The sequence below is a fragment of the Xanthomonas sp. 3498 genome (assembly GCF_014199795.1).
GTDB classification, from domain to species: Bacteria; Pseudomonadota; Gammaproteobacteria; order Xanthomonadales; family Xanthomonadaceae; genus Xanthomonas_A; species Xanthomonas_A rydalmerensis.
Genome location: NZ_JACHOH010000002.1, coordinates 25226 through 43193, shown reverse-complemented (window position 1 = coordinate 43193; position 17968 = coordinate 25226). Strand labels below are relative to the sequence as shown.

Sequence of the window (17968 nt, the reverse complement as noted above, 5' to 3'; positions counted from 1 at the left end):
GCCGATCATCGCATCATTCGCCGCTCATCCCCTCAGGAGCGTGCCATGGCGCCGCAGAAAACCTTGCTCATCACCGGCGCCAGCAGCGGCTTCGGCCGCGCGCTGGCCCAGGCGGCGCTGGCGGCCGGACATCGCGTCGTCGGCACCGTGCGCAGCGCGCAGGCGCGGCAGGAGGTCGAGGCGCTGGGCGCGGCGGCGCTCGCCCGTGTGCTGGACGTCACCGACGTCGACGCCATTCCCGGCATCGTCGCCGAGATCGAAGCCACGGTCGGGCCACTGGACGTGCTGGTCAACAATGCCGGCTACGGTCACGAGGGAATCCTGGAGGAATCGCCGCTGGACGCCCTGCGTCGCCAACTCGAGGTCAACGTGGTCGGCGCCGTGGCGATGATGCAGGCGGTGCTGCCCTCCATGCGCCAGCGGCGCCGCGGGCACATCGTCAACATCACCTCGATGGGGGGCTTCATCACCATGCCCGGCATCGCCTACTACTGCGGCAGCAAGTTCGCGCTGGAGGGCATTTCCGAGGCATTGGGACAGGAGGTCGCCGCGCTGGGCATCCACGTGACGGCGGTGGCGCCGGGGTCGTTCCGCACCGACTGGGCGGGCCGCTCGATGGTCAGGACGCCGCGCAGCATCGCCGACTACGATGCGCTGTTCGATCCGATCCGCGACGCCCGCCAGGCCAAGAGCGGCCGCCAGCTCGGCGACCCGGCCAAGGCCGCGCAGGCCATGCTGGCGCTGATCGACGCGCCTGCGCCGCCCGCGCACCTGCTGCTGGGCAGCGACGCGCTGGCCCTGGTGCGCGACAAGCTCGACCGCCTGAAGGCGGATATCGCCGCATGGGAGGCAGTGAGCCGTGCCACCGATGCCTGAGCGAGCACCGACGGAGCGCCTGGCGAGGCGCAACCTCGCCACCATCGCCCCACGGTGCAGGCAGCAGCGCTGCAGGGAGCCACGACGCGCGGGCGCATTGGCCGTCCACCCCCGTTCCCGCACGCCGCACAACCGCCAGGCCGCCGGACGACACGAGTACGCCGCCAGCGCGGCGACGCCGCCGCATCCACTCACCACGGCGTCAGCCGCCACGCCTCGGAATCGGCCTGCAGGCGCTGTTGCAGGCGCAGCGTGTCCAGGAAGTCCGCATCGTGCGAGACCACCAGCAGCGCGCCGGGATACTGCAACAGCACGGCGCGCAGCGCGTCGCGAGCCTCGCGGTCCAAGTGGTTGTCCGGCTCGTCCAGCAACAACAACTCGGCCGGCGGCGTGCGGTAGAAGGCGCACGCCAGCGCGGTCTTCAGCCGTTCGCCGCCACTGAGCTGACCGCAGGCCACGCCGATGCGCTGCGCGTCCAGGCCGAGCAAGGCCAATCGCGTGCGCAGGTCGGCGAGTGCGACGCCGGGCGCTGCGGCCTGCACCTGCGCCAGTGCGGTGACAGCTGGGTCCAACGACACCAGCGACTGGTCGAGGTAGGCGCTGGCGGCGCGCACCCGGCAACTGCCGGACAGCGCCGCCACCTGCCCGACCAGCGCGCGCAGCAGGGTCGACTTGCCGCTGCCGTTCGCTCCCACCACACCGATCCGTGCCCTGCCCTGCACCACCAGGTCCAGCGGCTGCCGTGTCGCCGGCGCGAACGGCAGTCGCAGCGCCTGCAGCTCGACCAGGCGGCGGCTGGCCGCATCGGCCGGCGGCGGCGCGAACAGCGCCACCGGCGCATCGGGCTGCACCTGGCGCGCGGCCTCGGCGATTCGCGCCAGGCTGCGCGCCTGCGTGGCCTGGTGGTCGCGCACGCGCTTGCCGGCGCTGTCCTGGCTGCGCTGCTTCTGCCGGCCGAGCAGGATCGGCGCCTGGTTGGCCGTGCCGGCCTGCTGCCGGCCACGTGCGCTGCGGCGCTGCTGTCGATCGTGCTGCGCCTGCCAGGCGACGCTGTCGCGCGCGTGCTGCAGCTTGTGCTGCGCCAGTTCCGCCTGCGCGGCGTCGCGCTCGCGTGCCCGGCACTGCAGGTAGAACGCGTAGTCGCCGCCGTAGTCGCGCAGCCCGCCAGGCGACAGTTCCAGCGTGCGCTGCATGTCCTGCAGCAGCAGCGCATCGTGGCTGATCACCAGCAGGCCACCCGGCCAGCGCTGCAGCGCCTCGCGCAGGCGCTGGCGCTGCGCCGCGTCCAGGTGCAGCGTCGGCTCGTCCAGGATCAGCGCATCGGCATCGGCCAGCCAGGCGCCGATCAGCGCCACCCGCATCGTCTCACCGCCGCTGAGCGTGCTGGCCAAGCGTTGCGGCTCCAGCGCGCCCAGGTCGTGCGCGTGCAACTGCGCCTGCAGGCGCTGGGCGATGTCCCAACGCTCGCCGAGCGCGTCGAAATCCGCCACGTCGGCGCTGCCGGCCTCGATCCGTGCCAGCGCCCGCAACGCCGCGCCCACGCCGGCCAGGTCGGCGACGGTGGCGTGCGGCGCCGGCGCGATCTGCTGCGGCACGTAATGCAGGCGGCCGTGGCGCACGCAGCGTCCGCTGGGGGTCAGTTCGCCGGCGAGCAGGCGCGCGAACACGCTCTTGCCGACGCCGTTGCGGCCGACCAGGCCGGTGCGCCGCGCATCGAGCGCGAAGTGCAGATCGGAAAACAGGATCCTGCCATCGGGCAGAACATGGGTCGCGCTGTCCAGCGCAAGCAGCGGATGCGTCATGGGAACCTCCATGGATGCCGGTCGTGCCCGCCGAGAGATCGGCAGGAAGGACGAAGGCCGTCGCGAAGACGGCGGCATCAATGGCGCATCGGCGGAGTTCCTCGATGGGTGGGACGCGGGACGATGCTAGCGCACCGCGCGCCCGAAGGGCCACGGCGCGCCGCGATGGCTCAGGCAGCGGACAGGAACGCCGGGTGGTAGGCCACCTCGGCCATCGGCGGCAGGCGCTCGCCGAAGGCCAGCGCCTGGAAGGCATCCAGCGGCGCACCGGGCAGGGTCAGCCCGGGTTCCGGGCTGAAACCGAAACGCGCGTAGTACGCCGGGTCGCCCAGCACCACGCAGCCGGCCGCGCCCAGCGCCTGCAACTGCGCCAGCGCCTCGCGCACCAGCCGCGTACCCAGACCCTGACGTTGGTGGCCTGGTCCCACCGACAGCGGCCCCAGGCCGTACCAGCCGCGGCTGCCGTCGGACAGGCTCACCGGCGACACCGCGACGTGGCCGACGACGTAACCGTCGTGCTCGATCACCAGCGACAGGGTCAGCGCGCCGTCCGCGCGCAGCCGTTCGATGATGGCCTGCTCGTCGTGGCGGCTGTCTGCGACGCGGAAGAAGGCGACCAGGGTCAGCGCCTCGATCGCCGCCGCGTCGGCTGGCCGCTCGGCGCGCAGCAGCAGCGCATCGGATGCGCTCACAGGCGCTCCAGCAGTTCGGCGAAGGCCTGCGCCGAGGTCGCCACGTGCTCGCCCAGGCGGTGCGTGTCGTCGACCAGCAGCAGCCGCGCGGCGCGCGCCTGCGCCCAGGCGATCACCTCGCCGGCGGGAATCAGTTCGTCGCGCCAGGCGTGCACCACCGAGATCGGCACCGCTGCCGCGTCCAGCGCCGGCATGTGGCCCATCCGCGTTGGCGGCACCATCAGGAACAGGCCGCGCACCGGCACGTGCAGCGACACCTGCGCGGCGATGTAGGCGCCGAGACTGGAACCGGCCAGAACGACTGGTCCGCGCTGCGCCGCGGCCTGCGCCAGTTCCAGCAGGCGCTGCAGCCGCGTCGGCACGTCGCCGAGCGGGCTGATGTCGCGGCGCGCGTCCAGGTCGGTGTAGTCCGGGCGCGAATGGCTCCAGCCCAGGCGTTCAGCCACCTCGGCCAATGCGGTCACCTTGATCGCGTCCGGCCCGCTCTCGAAGCCGTGCGAGAGGATGCAGTGGCCGCGGCTCACAGCGCCACCACCGCATCGCCCAGCCGCAGTGTGCCGCCGTGCACGATACGCGCGCACAGCCCGCCGTGGCCGCGCATGGCGTTATAGCCGCCCGGCCCCAGCGCCTGCTCCATGCGCGAACACGGATCGCACGGCGCGATGCCTTCCAGCTCGACCTCGCCGATCCGGAAACGGCGCCCCTTCAGGGCGATCAGCGGAATGCCGGAGACCACCACGTTGCGTCGCAGGGTGGCCGGCGCCACTGTCGCATGGCCGGCCAGCGCGGCGATCGCCGGCAGGTGTTCGGCCTGGATCAGGGTCACGCCGCGCTTGCCGTTGCGGCCGGCGTAGCGGTCGCCGTGCAGGCCGCCCTCGGTCTGCGCCGCGGCGGCGTCGACTTCGTGCATCGGCACGTCGCGCGCCGGGCGCAGGCCGATCCATTCCACGCGTCCGGCGCGCGGCAGTGTGGCCAGCAAGGTCGCCAGCGGGCTTTCGGAATTCAAGGTCATCGGCGAATGCTAGCATCCGCGCATGCCGCCCACCTCGCCGTTGCCGATCCACGATGCGCCCCTGCCCTACGTCGGACTGCTGGAGGAGCGTGCGCCGGACACCATCACGCTGGCGGTGATCCACTGCACCGAACTGCCGGACCTGGCCAGCGCGCGCCTGTACGGCGAACGCGTGCTTTATCCGTCGGGCACCGGCAACAGCGGCCATTTCTACATCGACCGCGACGGCAGCGTGCACCGCTACGTGCCGCTGCAGCGCGTCGCGCACCACGTGCGCGGCTACAACCAACAGTCGCTGGGCATCGAACTGGTCAACCGCGGACGCTATCCGCTGTGGCTGGATTCGCGCCACCAGGCGATGACCGAGGACTACGCTCCGGGGCAGATCCAGGCGCTGATCCAGCTGTTGCAGCAGTTGCGTACTGAACTGCCGCAACTGCGCCACATCGCCGGACACGAGGCACTGGACCGCAGCCTGGAACCAGCCAGCGACGATCCGACGCGGCAGGTACAGCGCAAGCTCGATCCGGGACCGCGCTTCCCGTGGCCGCAGGTGCTGGAGGCGGTGGCGCTGGCGCCGTATGCGCCGTCGCCGTGACCGCCTTGGGGCGGTGAATTGGAACCGTCGATTCGGGCCGCGATGCAGTACCGGACAGCGTCGCATTCGCACGCTCCCGTAGGAGCGGCTTCAGCCGCGACCGGGCATCAGCGCGACTGCCTGGTCGCGCCTGAAGGGCACCGCTCCTCGCGACCGAAAGCATCTGTAGAAGCGACTTCAGCAGCGACGGATTTCACCGGGAACGGCCCCGTCGCGGCTGAAGCCGCTCCTACAAGATTCCTGCGCGCTCAGCGCGCGCCGACGTAGTTCTTCTCGCCGGCGGTCACCGCCACGTCCAGGCGATTGCCGACCGGCGCCAGCGGACACACCACGTGCGAGGTGAACGCGCATGGCGGGTTCTGCGCCAGATTGAAGTCCAGCACGATGCGGTCGCCCTGGGGCGTCGGCACGAACAGATAACGAGCGCCGCCATAGCTCTCGCGGCCGCTGGTGCGATCGGAGAACGGCAGGAACAGGCGCTGGCTGGCGCCGTCGCGCAGCACCTGCAGGCGGTAGCGCCGCCCCTGCAGAACGAATTCTGCGCTGCCGACCAACGCCAGCGGCTGCGGCGTTCCGATCGAGGTGAGCAGCACCATCGCCTGCGGCGCCGGCACCGGATGCCAGTCGGCCACCACCCGCCACTGCGGATCGATCGGGAAGTAGTCGATGCCGGGGAAGCGTTCGCGCGCCGGCGCTTGCGGATCGCGGAAGCGCCAGCCGAACAGGTTGCCGGTGCGCACCACGTAGAACTCCTGCGCACCCAGCATCAAGCGGGTCTGGGTGTCGTGCGCCGCGTCGGTCTCCAGGCGGCCACCAGCGAACGGCTGGCCGTTCACCTGCACCGTCGCGTCCGCCGCGGGCTGGAAATGCACGCCGTCCTGCAGATCCACCTGCAGCACGCCCAGATGCGCCGGACCGGCCGGCAACTGCACGTCGTTGTCGGGTGCGCTGCCGACCCGGTGCAGGCCGCTGTGCAGGCGGCCGGAGCCGGTGAAACTCAACCAGCCCGACGGTGCGCGCAGCGTCGCCAGGCGCTGCGCGCGGCCTCGCTGCACAGATTCGCGATAGTGCGTGGCCGATTGCGCGCGCGGCGAGGCATCGGCGCCATCGTCCGCCGCGCGTCGGTCGCCGCAGGCGGCCAGGCCCAACAGCATCGCCAGCCCGCAGACCTCACGCCAACGCATGGTGCCGCCCCGGTCGCGTGTCATCGTGCATGCGTTCCGTGTACGCCGACGCCGGCCCTAACCGATGGCGCGCGGCCGCGCCGGATCGGCGATCCAGCCGCTCCAGGAGCCGGCATAGACGCGCGCGCCGTGCAGGCCGGCGTGTTCCAGCGCCAACAGCAGATGGCAGGCGGTGACGCCCGAGCCGCACATCAGCACCACCTCGCGCGGATCGCGGCCCTGCAGCAGCGGCTGCAACTCCGCGCGCAGTTCCTGCGCCGGGCGCAGGCGACCGTCGCGCAGGTTCTGCGCCAGCGGCCGGTTGAGCGCGCCCGGCACGTGCCCGGGCAGCGGGTCGATCGGCTCCACCTCGCCGCGGAAGCGTTCGCCGGGGCGCGCATCGAACAACCAGCCCGGCGCCTCGTGCAAGCGTGCGGCGACCTCCTCGGCGGAGACGATGCGCGCCGCATCGAAGGCCTGCGGATACGGCGGCAGCGGCGACGGCGCGGTGACCGCGTCGGTTTCCGGCAGGCCCAGCCGGCGCCATTCGGCCAGGCCGCCGTCGAGCACCGCGACACGGCGATGGCCGAGCAGTCCCAACATCCACCACAGGCGGGCGGCAGCCATGCTGCCGTCGCCGGCGTCGTACACCACCACATGGTGCTGCGGGCCGATACCCCATTGCCCCAGGGTGCGCGCGAACGCCGCGTCGTCCGGCAGCGGGTGCCGGCCCAGGCCAGGACGGCCGAGATCGGACAGATCGGCGTTGAGATCGGCGTAGACCGCGCCGGGCAGGTGCGACTGCGCGTACGCCGCACGTGCCGCCGCGGCGGCGCTCGGATCGAGCAGCGCGGCTGGCGCGAAGCGCGCGTCGACCAGGCGCAGATCGGGATCGTCCAGCGCCGCCGCCAGCGTCGGCGCCTCGACCAGGGTGTGCCATGCGGGGGACGTTGCGGTCATGCGGTTTGCTCCAATCGGCGGCGCAGGTTGAGCAGGATCGCCGCGGTCGCGCCCCAGATCCGCTGGCCGGGCCAGCCGTACTCCAGCACGACCCGCGGGCGTCCGCGGTAATCGGTCTCGATGCTGCGCAGGTTGTCCGGCGCCATCAGATAGGCCAGCGGCACCTCGAACACCTCCGCCACCTCGCCCGGATGCGGCTGCGGCACGAAGCGCGGATCGATCGCCGCGACCACCGGCATCACCCGGAAGCCGCTGATGGTGACGAACGGATCCAGGTAACCCAACGGCTCGGCCTGCGTCGCCGCCAGCGCGATCTCTTCCTCGCTCTCGCGCAGCGCCGCGGCCACCGCATCGGCGTCGCTCGCCTCGATGCGGCCGCCGGGGAAACTGACCTGGCCGCCGTGGTGACGCAGGCTGTCGGTGCGCCGGGTCAACAGCACATGGGTGCCATCGGCGCGCGGCACCAGGCCGGCCAGCACTGCGGCTTCCACCGGCGCGCCATCCGGCAGCAGGTCCTGCAATTCGTGGTGGTTCCAGCCCGGCCCCGCTGGCGGCTGCTGCAATGGGTGCAGCGCGCGCAGCAGATGCGCGCGTTCGGCCAGACGCTGCGCCGGCGACGGCGACCAGCCGCGGCCCGGCAGCACCTCGTCCATGTAGCGGCGGCGTTCGGCGTCGCTCATGCCGCGCCAGCCTGCGATTTCGTCGCCGCTGCGCAGGCAGCCCACGCAATAGCCCTGCGCATCGAGACGGCAGATACCGATGCAAGGCGTGAGCGGGGCATGCGGAACGGGATCCATCGGATTCGACACCTTGCCAGCCTAGCGCGATTCGTCGGCGCCGTCGTTGCCTGCCAAAAAAAATTGCGCCGGCATCGCTGCCGGCGCAATCGTCGTGCACTGAAACAGCGTGCTTACTTGACGCTGACCAGCTTGATCTCGAACTGCACCGCCACGTTCGGCGGGAACGGCGTACGCGGGTCGGCACCGTAGGCCTTGTCCGGCGGCAGGGTCACTTCCCACTTGGAGCCGGCCGGCATCTGCAGCAGCGTGTCGCGCATGGCCTGCATCTCGACTTCGCTGACCTTGATCGACGGAATCTGCTGCGCCGGACGCGCCTGCGCCGGACGCTGGCCGAACGGATACGGACCAGCCACTTCCAGCTGCACCGTGCTGGCCTGGGTCGGCTTGGCGCCCTTGCCGGCCTCGATCACGCGGTACTGCACACCGCTGGGCAGCGTCTGCACGCCAGCCTTGGCCTTGTTCTGGGCCATGAACTGGTCGCTCTTGGTCTTGTTCTCGGCAGCGGCCTTCTCGTAGTCGGCCTTGGCCTGCTGGGCGCGGGCCTGCTCGCGCTTCTGGAACGCTTCCACCGCCGGCTTCAGCTGGTCGGCGCTGACCGCCGGCTGCTTCTTGGCGTAGGCGTCCTGCAAGCCCTTCACCACCGCATTGATATCGAGCTGCTCGCCGCGGCCGGTGAGTTCGGCAAGGTTGTTGCCGTAGTCGTAGCCGAAGTAATAGCTCAGCTTGCCCTTCTCGGACGAGGTGTCCTGGGCGAACGCATTGCCGCTCAGGGCGAGGGCCGCGACAGCGACCGCAATAGAACGCAACTTCATCAAACAATTCTCCAGGGTGGTGGCACAGGGCGGCCCGTGCCGCCTGAGATGACGCGTTAGGATAGCCGCCGCGGCGCGTAACCGCTACCGACGACGCTGCTCTGACTGGCGCGGCCCGCCCAGAGTTCCCATTACTTTTTTTTAACAACCAGGAATGCACATGTCCGGCACGCCGGTCCTCGCCGATACCCAGGGTGCGATCCGCATCCTCACCGTGAATCGAGCCGACAAGCTCAACGCCTTGAATCGCCAGGTTTTGCAGACACTGGAGACGGCCTTCGCCGAGGCCGCGGACGACCCGCAGATCCGCGTGGTGGTGCTGACCGGCGCCGGCGAGAAGGCCTTCGTGGCCGGCGCCGACATCGCCGAAATGAACGAACTGACACCGGTGCAGGGCCGCGATTTCTCGCAGCTCGGCCAGCGCCTGATGCGCCGGATCGAGCGCATGCCCAAGCCGGTGCTGGCGATGGTCAACGGTTTCGCCCTCGGCGGCGGGCTGGAACTGGCGATGGCCTGCCACCTGCGCGTCGCCGCCGAGGGCGCGCGCCTGGGCCAGCCGGAGATCAACCTCGGGCTGATTCCCGGCTTCGGCGGCACGCAGCGCCTGCTGCGGCTGGTCGGCCGCGCCGCGGCGCTGGAACTGTGCCTGCTCGGCGCGCCGATCGACGCGACGCGCGCGCTGCAGCTGGGCCTGGTCAACCGGGTGGTGACGGCCGACGACCTGCGTGCGACCACGCTGCAGTTGGCGCAGCAACTGGCCGAGTCCGCACCGCTGGCGTTGCGCGGCATCCTCGACGCGATCCAGATCGGCGGCGAAAGCGCGATCGAACAGGGGCTGGAGTACGAGACCGCACAGTTCGGTTTGCTGTTCTCCAGCGAGGACATGCGCGAGGGCACCCGCGCCTTCCTGGAGCGGCGCCCGCCGCAGTTCCGCAACCGCTGAGCCCGCGCACGATGTCGCACGCCCCCGCTCCCGCCACGCCGCTGCAGTTGCTGCGCTGGATCCTGGACGACGATCTGGATGCCGCGATCGACGGCGGCCTGATGGAGTACCGCGGCACCGACCCCGGCGACGATGGCCTGGACCCGGCGCATCCGCAGCTGCGCGCGCAGGTGCTCGCCGCGCAGCAGCGCCTGCGCGAGGCGTGGGCCGCGCGCGCGCGCTACCGGGCGCGCACTGCGCGGCTGGAACGCCGTGCCAACGCGCGCCAGGCACGGCGTGCGGCAACCATACCGGTTGCCTCGACCTCGGCCGCAACCACGGCCGCACCGAGCGCGCCGGCCCTGCCCGCGGCGGCCGCGGCGATCCTGGCCCGCGCCAAGGCCAAGGCCGCGCAGCGAGGCGGCCGATGAGCGCGACCGCCGGCGCGCCTGCACGGCGCGGACGCCTGCTGAGCAAGGACGAGATCCACGAACTGTTCTCGCGTCTGTCCGAACTCAACCCCAGCCCGACCACCGAGCTCGAGTACACCACGCCGTTCGAACTGCTGATCGCGGTGATCCTCTCCGCTCAGGCCACCGATGTCGGCGTCAACAAGGCCACCCGCCGCCTGTATCCGGTGGCGAACACGCCGGCGGCGATCCTGGCGCTGGGCGAGGACGGGCTGAAGCGCTACATCTCCACCATCGGCCTGTTCAACGCCAAGGCCAAGAACGTCATCGCCACCTGCCGCATCCTGGTCGAGCAGCACGGCGGCGAGGTGCCGCATTCGCGCGCCGCGCTGGAAGCGCTGCCCGGGGTCGGCCGCAAGACCGCCAACGTGGTGCTCAACACCGCCTTCGGCGAACCGACGATGGCGGTGGATACGCACATCTTCCGCGTCGCCAACCGCACCGGGCTGGCCCCGGGCAAGGACGTGCGCGCGGTGGAGGATGCCCTGCTCAAACGCGTACCCGCGCAGTTCCTGCACGACGCGCATCACTGGCTGATCCTGCACGGCCGCTACGTGTGCAAGGCACGCAAGCCCGACTGCCCGCAGTGCGCGATCCGCGACCTGTGCCGGTACAAGGACAAGACGCCGGGTTGAGTGGGCTGCATCATTGTCTTGAGCATTGGCCGGTGCAGCGCCCGGCAATGTCGGCGCCGGCAACGTGTACGCCACGCGACGTCCGCCGCTGCGCTCGTCGCGACTGAAGTCGCTCCTACAATGGCGTTCCGCGAGCCGAAACCTGATGTTGTGGGAGGAGCTTCAGCCCCGACAGCAGCCGACACCGTGAACCTATCGCTGCGCTCGTCGCGGTTGAAACCGCTCCTACAACTTCACCTGGAACGCTCGCTGGATGCGGCACTTGTAGGAGCGGCTTCAGCCGCGACACTCTCCGCAGCCAACATTGCCCGCCTGCATTCGTCGCGGCCGAATCCGCTCCCACAGGTGTTCGATGACCAACGAGCGACCGCTGGCCGCGCCCACCGACTACGCCGCACGTTGCCCTTCCACGCGCCGGTCCAGTTCCTTCCAGTCCACCACCAGCGCGCAGCCGCGGGACGCGGCGTTGCGGCTCCAGTCGCGCAGCAGTTCCAGGCACGCGTGGTCGACGTGGCGCAGCCGCGCCACGTCCAGATGCAACTCGGTGTTCGGCGGCAGCCGCTCCAGGGTCCGCGCCATGGTCGGCACGCGCAGGAAGGTGGCCGACCCCTCCAGCGACAGGCGCAACTTGCCAGGACCAGTACCGGCATCCGTGCCGCCGGCGTCTTCGTGCGCATGCACTCCGACCGTCAGCCGCGACTGCTGCAGCGCCAGGCGCAGCAGCGACAATGCAAAACCGATCAGCACGCCGGTCAGCAGGTCGGTGGCGACGATGGCGAAGGTCGTCGCCAGGTAGATCGCAGCGGTGCCGCGGCCATACGCGGCCAGGTCGCGCACCTGCCCCAGCTTGACCATCTTCAGCCCGGTGTAGACCAGGATGCCGGCCAGGCACGCCACCGGCGTCATCCGCAGCAGCCACGGCAGCAGCAGCGCGAACACCAGCAACCAGCCCGCGTGCAGCATGGTGGAGACGCGGGTGGCCGCGCCGGCCTGCACGTTGGCCGCGCTGCGCACGATCACCCCGGTCATCGGCAACGCGCCGAGCAAACCGCACAGCATGTTGCCCACGCCCTGCGCGGCCAGTTCGCGGTCGTACTGGGTTCGCGGTCCCTGATGCATGCGGTCCACCGCCGCCGCCGACAACAGCGTCTCGGCGCTGGCGATGAAGGCGAAGGTGAGCGCCGACAGCAGCAGCGTGGCATCGAGCACGCCGAGCATGTCGTCCAGGCTCGGCACCTGGATCGCCGAGAGCAGGTTGGCCGGCACGTCGACCTTGCGTACATCCAGCCCCTGCGCTTGCACCAGCGCGGTCATCGTCACCACCGCCAACAAGGCGCCGGGGACGAAGCGCAAGCGCTGCGGGCGCAGCCGCTCCCACGCCAACATGATCGCGATGGTGCCCAGACCGACCAGCAAGGCGGCGCGGCCGACGCCTGCATCCAGCGCGCGCCACAGCGCCGCCGGCAAGGCGGCGAAGTTTTCCAGGCCGCGCGCCTTCGGCGCCGCATCCAGCAGCACGTGCGATTGCGAGGCGACGATCAGGATGCCGATGCCCGAGAGCATGCCGGCGACCACCGCCGGCGAGGTCATGCGGAACCACACGCCGGCGCGGCACAACCCGGCCACCAGCTGGATCGCACCGGACAGCAGGATCACCGGCCCCAGCGCCGCCACCCCGTGCGTGCGCACCAACTCGAATACCAGCACCGCCAAGCCTGCGGCCGGACCGCTGACCTGCAACGGCGAGCCGGCGATCAGCCCGACCACCAGGCCGCCGACGATGCCGGTGATCAGGCCGGCGGCCGGCGGCATGCCCGACGCGATCGCGATGCCCATGCACAGCGGCAAGGCGACCAGGAAGACCACCACCGAGGCCAGCAGGTCGCGACCGAAGGCGCCGCCGCGCAGGTAACGGGCCAGCGCGGAAGCGCCGGCCGGAGCGTGCTCTGTCATCGTTTGCATGGGCGGCTCCTCAGACGGCGACGTTGCGCAGGACCGGGGCCAGCCGCGGCGGCGGCGTGGCATCGGGCGGGCGCCGGCCCGCTTCCGGCAGCAGCGGCAGGAACCGCCCCTGCTCCGCGTCGAAGGCGCGGATCTCGCCATGGCCGATGTCGTAGATCCAGCCGTGGATACGCAGGGCGCCGCGCGCCAGCCGCGCCGCCACCACCGGCTGCGTGCGCAGGTGGTCCAGCTGCGACACGACGTTCTCCTCGGTCAGGCAGTGCAACGCATCCTCGGCATGGGCGGCATGGCCGTGCTGCGCGGCGACCTGGCGCGCGCTGTCGGTGTGCTTGAGCCAGGCCGCCACGGTCGGCACGTCCTGCAGGGATGCGGGATTGAGCACGGCCTTCATCGCGCCGCAATCGGTATGGCCGCAGATCACGATGTGCTCGACCTGCAGCACCGCCACCGCGTACTCGATCGCCGCGACCACGCCGCTGACGTGCTGCGAGTATGGCGGCACCACATTGCCGATGTTGCGGTAGACGAACAGCTCGCCGGGCTGCGCGGCGAACATCAGTTCCGGCATCACCCGCGAATCGGCGCAGGTGATGAACAGCGTGTGCGGGGTCTGGCCGGCGGCGAGTTGCCGGAACAGCCCGCGTTGACGGGGATAGACCTCGTTGCGGAAATGGCGAAAACCGTCGAGCAGACGTTGCATGGGGGATCTCCAGGCACAGGGGGAGAGAGGCCGTGCCGCACTTGGCACGACGCAGACGCAAACAGCAGAGAAGGATCGGCATCGCCAGCGGCGATGCAGGCGTCAGGCTGGAGAGGGAGGACGCAGCGCGGGACGGCGATAGCTGCGGCCAGGCGCTGCCGATGGCGCCGGCAAGATCGGCCGGATCAGGAGGGTCGGCGGAAACAACGCCGGCGCGACCGCAAGCGGTGCGTCGTGTGGATCGGTATCGGCGGCTGGCGCGTCCAGCTCGGGCGGCACCCCATCGAGGTCAGCGTCGACATCGCCGGCGCAGGCGCTCGCACACAGCGCCGCCGGCACCGCCGCCACGACCGATCCTGCACGGAGCGCGGACAGCGCCAGCAACGCGGTCAACATCAACATGGACAGGCGGGCGAGCATGGTTCGACAGTAGGAAGGCGCGTCGTCGATGACAAGTGCTGCGCCGCACAATTCACCGCATCGTCCACGGCGGTCGACGCAAACCGTGAAAGGCACCCCGGCACGGGCCCATCGTGCAGGCATCGGCGATCACGCCGCAAAAAAGAAAGGCGGCGCAATGCGCCGCCTTTCGTACAACCTGCGGGAATCCGCGAATCAGAACGACAGGTCGCCCCAGACGCCGAATTCCTTGGTTTCCACGTCGGTCTTCTTGGAGTTGTTGTCCTGGTGCGTGTACTTGTACACGGTGGCCAGCTTCAGGTTCTTCAGCACCGGGAACTCGACGCCGACGTTCCAGTACTTGTCGGCCAGGGTCGGGTCGAGGGTCTTGCTCAGGTCGGTCTTGTCGTAGCGGGCGAAGGCGTTGATGCCGCCGTCGGTCAGCGCCACGCTACCCCACACCGACCAGCCGCTGGACTTGTCGGTGGCCGGGGTCAGCACGTTGTTGAGGTTCTTGGCCTGGAAGTACTCTCCGCCCAGACGGAAGTTGGAATCGGCGTAGGCGACCATCGCGTCGGCGCGGGTGTAGTCGTGCTGCGCGTCGAGGATGTCGGTTTCCTTGCCGAGCTTGCCCGAGTAGGCGCCGACGGCGATGGCCAGGTTCTGCATCGGCATGTAGGCGACGCGGCCTTCCACGTCCATGCCCTTGCCGCGGGTCGGGTTCTTGTAGCCGGCGCCGTTGACCACCGACATCGCGTAGTTGACCTGCGAGCCCAGGTCGCCGAAGGCGTGCAGGCCCCAGTCGGAGGAGTTGGCGTACTTCAGGCGATCGGTCAGGGTGTTCTCGACGTAGCGGTAGCCGTAGAACTTCTCGACGAACGGCACCCACGGCATGTCGGCGGCACCGATGCGCAGCGCGAAGGCGTCGTCGAACTTGCCCTGCACGTAGGCCTTCTTGACGAACAGCTGGGTGTTGGACAGCGCCGAGCTGTACTGGAAGTCGGTGGTCAGGTTGGCCGACCAGATCTCGTTGAAGCTGTGGTCGACGGTCAGGTAGAAGCGCTTGACGTCCAGACCGGTGCCGCTGGCGGCGGTCTTGGCGCCGCCGCTGGTGCGGTCGATGTTGGTCAGATCGAAGAACATGCGACCGCCGATCTTGTTGTCGTTGACCAGCTTGGCGAGCTTGTCGACCTTGGCGGCGCTGGCCTGCGCCGTCTCGGTCGCCTGGGCCTGCACGACATTCACTTCCGACTGCGCGTCGGACTGCGCCTGCAGGGCTTCGGACTGCGCCTGCAGCTGCTGGACCTGGGTCTGCAGCGCTTCGATCTGGGCCTGCAGCTGCTGCAGCTGGGCAGCGCTGACGGCGGGTGGGTTGCTGCTGGCCTTGGCCTTCGCCGCGAACGCCTGCGGCGCCGACGCGAGGCCGAGGCTGGCGAGAATCGCCGTGGCGAGAAGATGGGAACGCATTAGGATGTCTCCGATGGGTGGTGGCAGGGTGGTATGGGTGCGGTGCGGCCCCAGTGCGATGGCCCGACCATTTGTAAAGATTCCGTCAAAGACATGACGGTTTTGAGTCAACCTCATGTCTGAACGAAGGCAACCCTTGCCGGGAAGGCTGTCACCGGCCTGACATCTGATTTTCTTCAGACGTTCATGAAAAAGTCTTGGAATGCAGCCGATGCCGGCCAGGGGTGCCGGATACCACCTATTTCAGGAGTTCTCCCGATGCGTTCCCTCAAGCTCCGACTGCTGGCAGCCGCCGCGGTCGCTACGTTTTCGCTCGCGGCGCAAGCCACCGATGTCACCGGCGCAGGCTCCAGCTTCGTCTACCCGGTGCTGTCGAAGTGGTCGGCTGCCTATGCCGAGAAAAGCGGCAACCGCGTCAACTACCAGTCGATCGGCTCCGGCGGCGGCATCGCGCAGATCCAGGCGGCCACGGTCGATTTCGGCGCCTCCGACAAGCCGCTGAGCGGCGCGGAGCTGGAAAAGTTCGGCCTGGGCCAGTTTCCGGTCGTGATCGGCGGCATCGTGCCGGTGTTCAACGTGGCGGGCGTGGCCCCGGGCGCGATGAAGCTCGACGGCACCGTGCTGGCCAACATCTTCCTCGGCAAGATCAGCAAGTGGAACGACCCGGCGATCGCCGCGCTGAACCCGGGCCTGGCCCTGCCCGACCTGAAGATCACCATCGTGCACCGCTCCGACGGCTCGGGCACCAGCTTCAACTTCACCAACTACCTGTCCAAGGTCAGCCCGGAGTGGAAGAGCAAGGTCGGTGAAGGCACCGCCGTGCAGTGGCCGGCCGGCATCGGCGGCAAGGGCAACGAAGGCGTGGCCGCCTACGTCAAGCAGATTCGCGGCGGCATCGGCTACGTCGAGTACGCCTACGCGCTGCAGAACAAGCTCAACTACGCCGGCATGAAGAACGCCGCCGGCCGTTTCGTGATGCCGGACGACAAGACCTTCTCCGCCGCCGCCGCCACCGCGGACTGGAAGTCGGCCAAGGACTTCAACCTGATCATGACCAACGCGCCGGGCCAGGACGCGTGGCCGATCACCGCGACCACGTGGGCCATCATGTACAAGAAGGCCAAGAAGCCGGCGTCGTCGAAGGCCGCGCTGGACTTCTTCAAGTGGTCGTTCGAGCAGGGCCAGCCGCAGGCCAAGGCGCTGGACTACGTGCCGCTGCCGGAGCCGCTGGTCAAGCAGATCGAAGCCTACTGGGCGCAGAACATGAAGTAAGCCGGCGTCTCGCCCATCCGGCACTCGCGCGCCGGCACGGCGATACCCCGAAGGCGCGGACCGCAGGGTCCGCGTCTTTTTTTTTCCGGTAACGCGGACGCGCAACAGCCAGCCATTGGCGCGCATCCCCCGCCCTGCCACGGCCTTGCGGGACGGCGTGCCTGGCGCATCCCGTGATGGCGTCCGCAACCAATCCGCAAGTCATCTGGCTGTAACAAAAATATCATTTCATAGCGAGCATCCGCCGGATGTCCCGGTGCTCTTCGCTACGGAGTGACCCTCATGAAACTGCAGCCGGCGCGCATTGCCGTCCTGTCCCTCGCCCTGGCCTTCGCCGTCACCGCCTGCCAGCCCGGCAACGGCGACAAGCAGGGTGCCGCCGATACGGCAGGCGGGACGCCCGCTGCCGCCCCGGCCGCCGGCGCCAAGACCGCGGCGGAGATCTCCGGCGCCGGTGCATCCTTCATCTACCCGCTGATCTCCAAGTGGTCGGCCGACTACAACGCGGCCACCGGCAACAAGATCAACTACCAGTCGATCGGCTCCGGCGGCGGCATCGCCCAGATCAAGGCCGGCACGGTCGATTTCGGCTCCTCCGACAAGCCGCTGGACAGCGCCGAACTGGCCGCGGCCGGCCTTGGCCAGTTCCCCTCGGCGATTGGGGGGGTGGTGCCGGTGGTCAACCTGGACGGCATGGACGCGGGCAAGCTGCGGCTGACCGGCCCGGTGCTGGCCGACATCTTCCTGGGCAAGATCAGCAAGTGGAACGACCCGGCGCTCACCGCGCTGAACCCGGGCGTGACCCTGCCCGACACCAAGATCAACCTGGTGCACCGCTCCGACGGCTCGGGCACCAGCTTCAACTTCACCAACTACCTGTCCAAGGTCAGCCCGGAGTGGAAGGGCAAGGTCGGCGAAGGCACCTCGGTGCAGTGGCCGGGCGGCGTCGGCGGCAAGGGCAACGAAGGCGTGGCCTCGTACGTGCAGCAGATCAAGGGCTCGATCGGCTACGTCGAACTGGCCTACGCGCTGCAGAACAAGATGCCGTACGCGTCGATGCAGAACGCCGCCGGCAACTGGGTGCAGCCCAATGCCGAGAGCTTCGCCGCGGCCGCCGCGTCGGCCGACTGGGCCAACGCCAAGGACTTCAACCTGGTCATCACCAACGCCGCGGGCGCGCAGGCGTGGCCGATCACCGCCACCAACTTCATGCTGATGCACAAGCAGGCCAAGGACCCGGCGCGCAGCAAGGCGACCCTGGCGTTCTTCAAGTGGGCCTTCGAGAAGGGCCAGCCGCAGGCCGACGCCCTGCACTACGTGCCGCTGCCGCCGGAGCTGGTGCAGCAGATCGAGGCGTACTGGGCCAAGGAGTTCAAGTAAGCGCGACAGCGCTTCCGCCCTCGCCGGTGGAAGCACGCGCGCGGAC

Annotated in this window: 19 protein-coding genes; 7 read left to right on the top strand and 12 right to left on the bottom strand. The window is 69.8% G+C overall.

All coding sequences use genetic code 11. The annotated features are described in order from the left end of the window. Positions 1–45 precede the first annotated feature (45 nt). Positions 46–876 (top strand): oxidoreductase, encoded by an 831-nt coding sequence (locus GGR66_RS05180; RefSeq protein ID WP_184447510.1) that lies wholly within the window; start codon positions 46–48, stop codon positions 874–876. A 191-nt stretch (positions 877–1067) separates the two neighbouring features. Here GGR66_RS05180 and GGR66_RS05175 read toward each other — a convergent pair whose 3' ends face one another. The 4 genes from GGR66_RS05175 to GGR66_RS05160 all read right to left on the bottom strand — a co-directional run bounded on the left by GGR66_RS05175 (position 1068) and on the right by GGR66_RS05160 (position 4382). Next, positions 1068–2678, bottom strand: a complete 1611-nt coding sequence (locus GGR66_RS05175) for an ABC-F family ATP-binding cassette domain-containing protein (RefSeq protein WP_184447509.1) — start codon at positions 2676–2678, stop codon at positions 1068–1070. Positions 2679–2848: 170 nt separating this feature from the next. Continuing rightward, positions 2849–3370 carry an N-acetyltransferase gene (locus GGR66_RS05170; RefSeq protein ID WP_160965783.1) on the bottom strand — a complete coding sequence of 174 codons (522 nt, stop codon included), beginning with the start codon at positions 3368–3370 and terminating at the stop codon, positions 2849–2851. Further along, entirely contained in the window at positions 3367–3894 is a 528-nt protein-coding gene (locus GGR66_RS05165) for an alpha/beta fold hydrolase (RefSeq protein ID WP_160965781.1), read from the bottom strand. Before GGR66_RS05165 ends, GGR66_RS05170 begins: the two co-directional genes overlap by 4 nt. Next, positions 3891–4382 carry an MOSC domain-containing protein gene (locus tag GGR66_RS05160; RefSeq protein ID WP_184447508.1) on the bottom strand — a complete coding sequence of 164 codons (492 nt, stop codon included), beginning with the start codon at positions 4380–4382 and terminating at the stop codon, positions 3891–3893. Before GGR66_RS05160 ends, GGR66_RS05165 begins: the two co-directional genes overlap by 4 nt. Positions 4383–4404: 22 nt before the next feature. Between GGR66_RS05160 and GGR66_RS05155 the strand changes: the two genes are divergently transcribed. Then, positions 4405–4980: an N-acetylmuramoyl-L-alanine amidase gene (locus GGR66_RS05155; RefSeq protein WP_184447507.1), complete on the top strand. Its 576-nt coding sequence runs from the start codon at positions 4405–4407 to the stop codon at positions 4978–4980. A gap of 248 nt (positions 4981–5228) precedes the next feature. Here GGR66_RS05155 and GGR66_RS05150 read toward each other — a convergent pair whose 3' ends face one another. The 4 genes from GGR66_RS05150 to GGR66_RS05135 form a co-directional block, all read right to left on the bottom strand. Next, positions 5229–6188 carry a DUF1684 domain-containing protein gene (locus tag GGR66_RS05150; RefSeq protein ID WP_184447506.1) on the bottom strand — a complete coding sequence of 320 codons (960 nt, stop codon included), beginning with the start codon at positions 6186–6188 and terminating at the stop codon, positions 5229–5231. Positions 6189–6221: 33 nt separating this feature from the next. Then, entirely contained in the window at positions 6222–7103 is an 882-nt protein-coding gene (locus GGR66_RS05145; RefSeq protein WP_184447505.1) for a sulfurtransferase, read from the bottom strand. Further along, positions 7100–7900: a DUF1289 domain-containing protein gene (locus tag GGR66_RS05140; RefSeq protein ID WP_160965771.1), complete on the bottom strand. Its 801-nt coding sequence runs from the start codon at positions 7898–7900 to the stop codon at positions 7100–7102. Before GGR66_RS05140 ends, GGR66_RS05145 begins: the two co-directional genes overlap by 4 nt. Before the next feature lie 113 nt (positions 7901–8013). Then, positions 8014–8715, bottom strand: coding sequence for an FKBP-type peptidyl-prolyl cis-trans isomerase (locus GGR66_RS05135; protein ID WP_160965769.1), 702 nt, complete (start codon positions 8713–8715; stop codon positions 8014–8016). A gap of 160 nt (positions 8716–8875) precedes the next feature. Here GGR66_RS05135 and GGR66_RS05130 point away from each other — a divergent pair, with 160 nt between their 5' ends. Genes GGR66_RS05130 through nth form a run of 3 tightly spaced genes read left to right on the top strand, consistent with a single transcriptional unit; the run spans position 8876 to position 10742 of the window. Next, the gene (locus tag GGR66_RS05130) at positions 8876–9658 is read left to right on the top strand and encodes an enoyl-CoA hydratase-related protein (RefSeq protein WP_184447504.1); all 783 of its coding nucleotides are present in this window, start codon (positions 8876–8878) and stop codon (positions 9656–9658) included. Positions 9659–9669: 11 nt separating this feature from the next. Beyond that, positions 9670–10068 carry a hypothetical protein gene (locus tag GGR66_RS05125; protein ID WP_184447503.1) on the top strand — a complete coding sequence of 133 codons (399 nt, stop codon included), beginning with the start codon at positions 9670–9672 and terminating at the stop codon, positions 10066–10068. Continuing rightward, positions 10065–10742, top strand: a complete 678-nt coding sequence (nth, locus tag GGR66_RS05120; protein ID WP_160965763.1) for an endonuclease III — start codon at positions 10065–10067, stop codon at positions 10740–10742. The genes GGR66_RS05125 and nth overlap by 4 nt, the downstream gene beginning before the upstream one ends. A 387-nt stretch (positions 10743–11129) precedes the next feature. Here nth and GGR66_RS05115 read toward each other — a convergent pair whose 3' ends face one another. From GGR66_RS05115 to GGR66_RS05100, 4 genes are all read right to left on the bottom strand, one after another. Continuing rightward, positions 11130–12695 (bottom strand): SulP family inorganic anion transporter, encoded by a 1566-nt coding sequence (locus tag GGR66_RS05115; RefSeq protein WP_184448073.1) that lies wholly within the window; start codon positions 12693–12695, stop codon positions 11130–11132. A gap of 19 nt (positions 12696–12714) precedes the next feature. Beyond that, complete coding sequence (locus GGR66_RS05110; RefSeq protein WP_184447502.1) at positions 12715–13404, bottom strand: carbonic anhydrase; 690 nt, start codon at positions 13402–13404, stop codon at positions 12715–12717. A 102-nt stretch (positions 13405–13506) separates the two neighbouring features. Beyond that, positions 13507–13824, bottom strand: coding sequence for a hypothetical protein (locus tag GGR66_RS05105; protein ID WP_184447501.1), 318 nt, complete (start codon positions 13822–13824; stop codon positions 13507–13509). Positions 13825–14019: 195 nt separating this feature from the next. Continuing rightward, complete coding sequence (locus tag GGR66_RS05100) at positions 14020–15270, bottom strand: porin (RefSeq protein ID WP_160965758.1); 1251 nt, start codon at positions 15268–15270, stop codon at positions 14020–14022. A 258-nt stretch (positions 15271–15528) separates the two neighbouring features. Here GGR66_RS05100 and pstS (GGR66_RS05095) point away from each other — a divergent pair, with 258 nt between their 5' ends. Together pstS (GGR66_RS05095) and pstS (GGR66_RS05090) are read left to right on the top strand one after the other, a co-directional pair. Then, positions 15529–16542: a phosphate ABC transporter substrate-binding protein PstS gene (gene pstS / locus GGR66_RS05095; protein ID WP_184447500.1), complete on the top strand. Its 1014-nt coding sequence runs from the start codon at positions 15529–15531 to the stop codon at positions 16540–16542. A gap of 282 nt (positions 16543–16824) precedes the next feature. Further along, on the top strand, positions 16825–17922 hold the full coding sequence (gene pstS / locus GGR66_RS05090; RefSeq protein ID WP_184447499.1) for a phosphate ABC transporter substrate-binding protein PstS: 1098 nt from the start codon (positions 16825–16827) through the stop codon (positions 17920–17922). Positions 17923–17968: the final 46 nt, after the last annotated feature.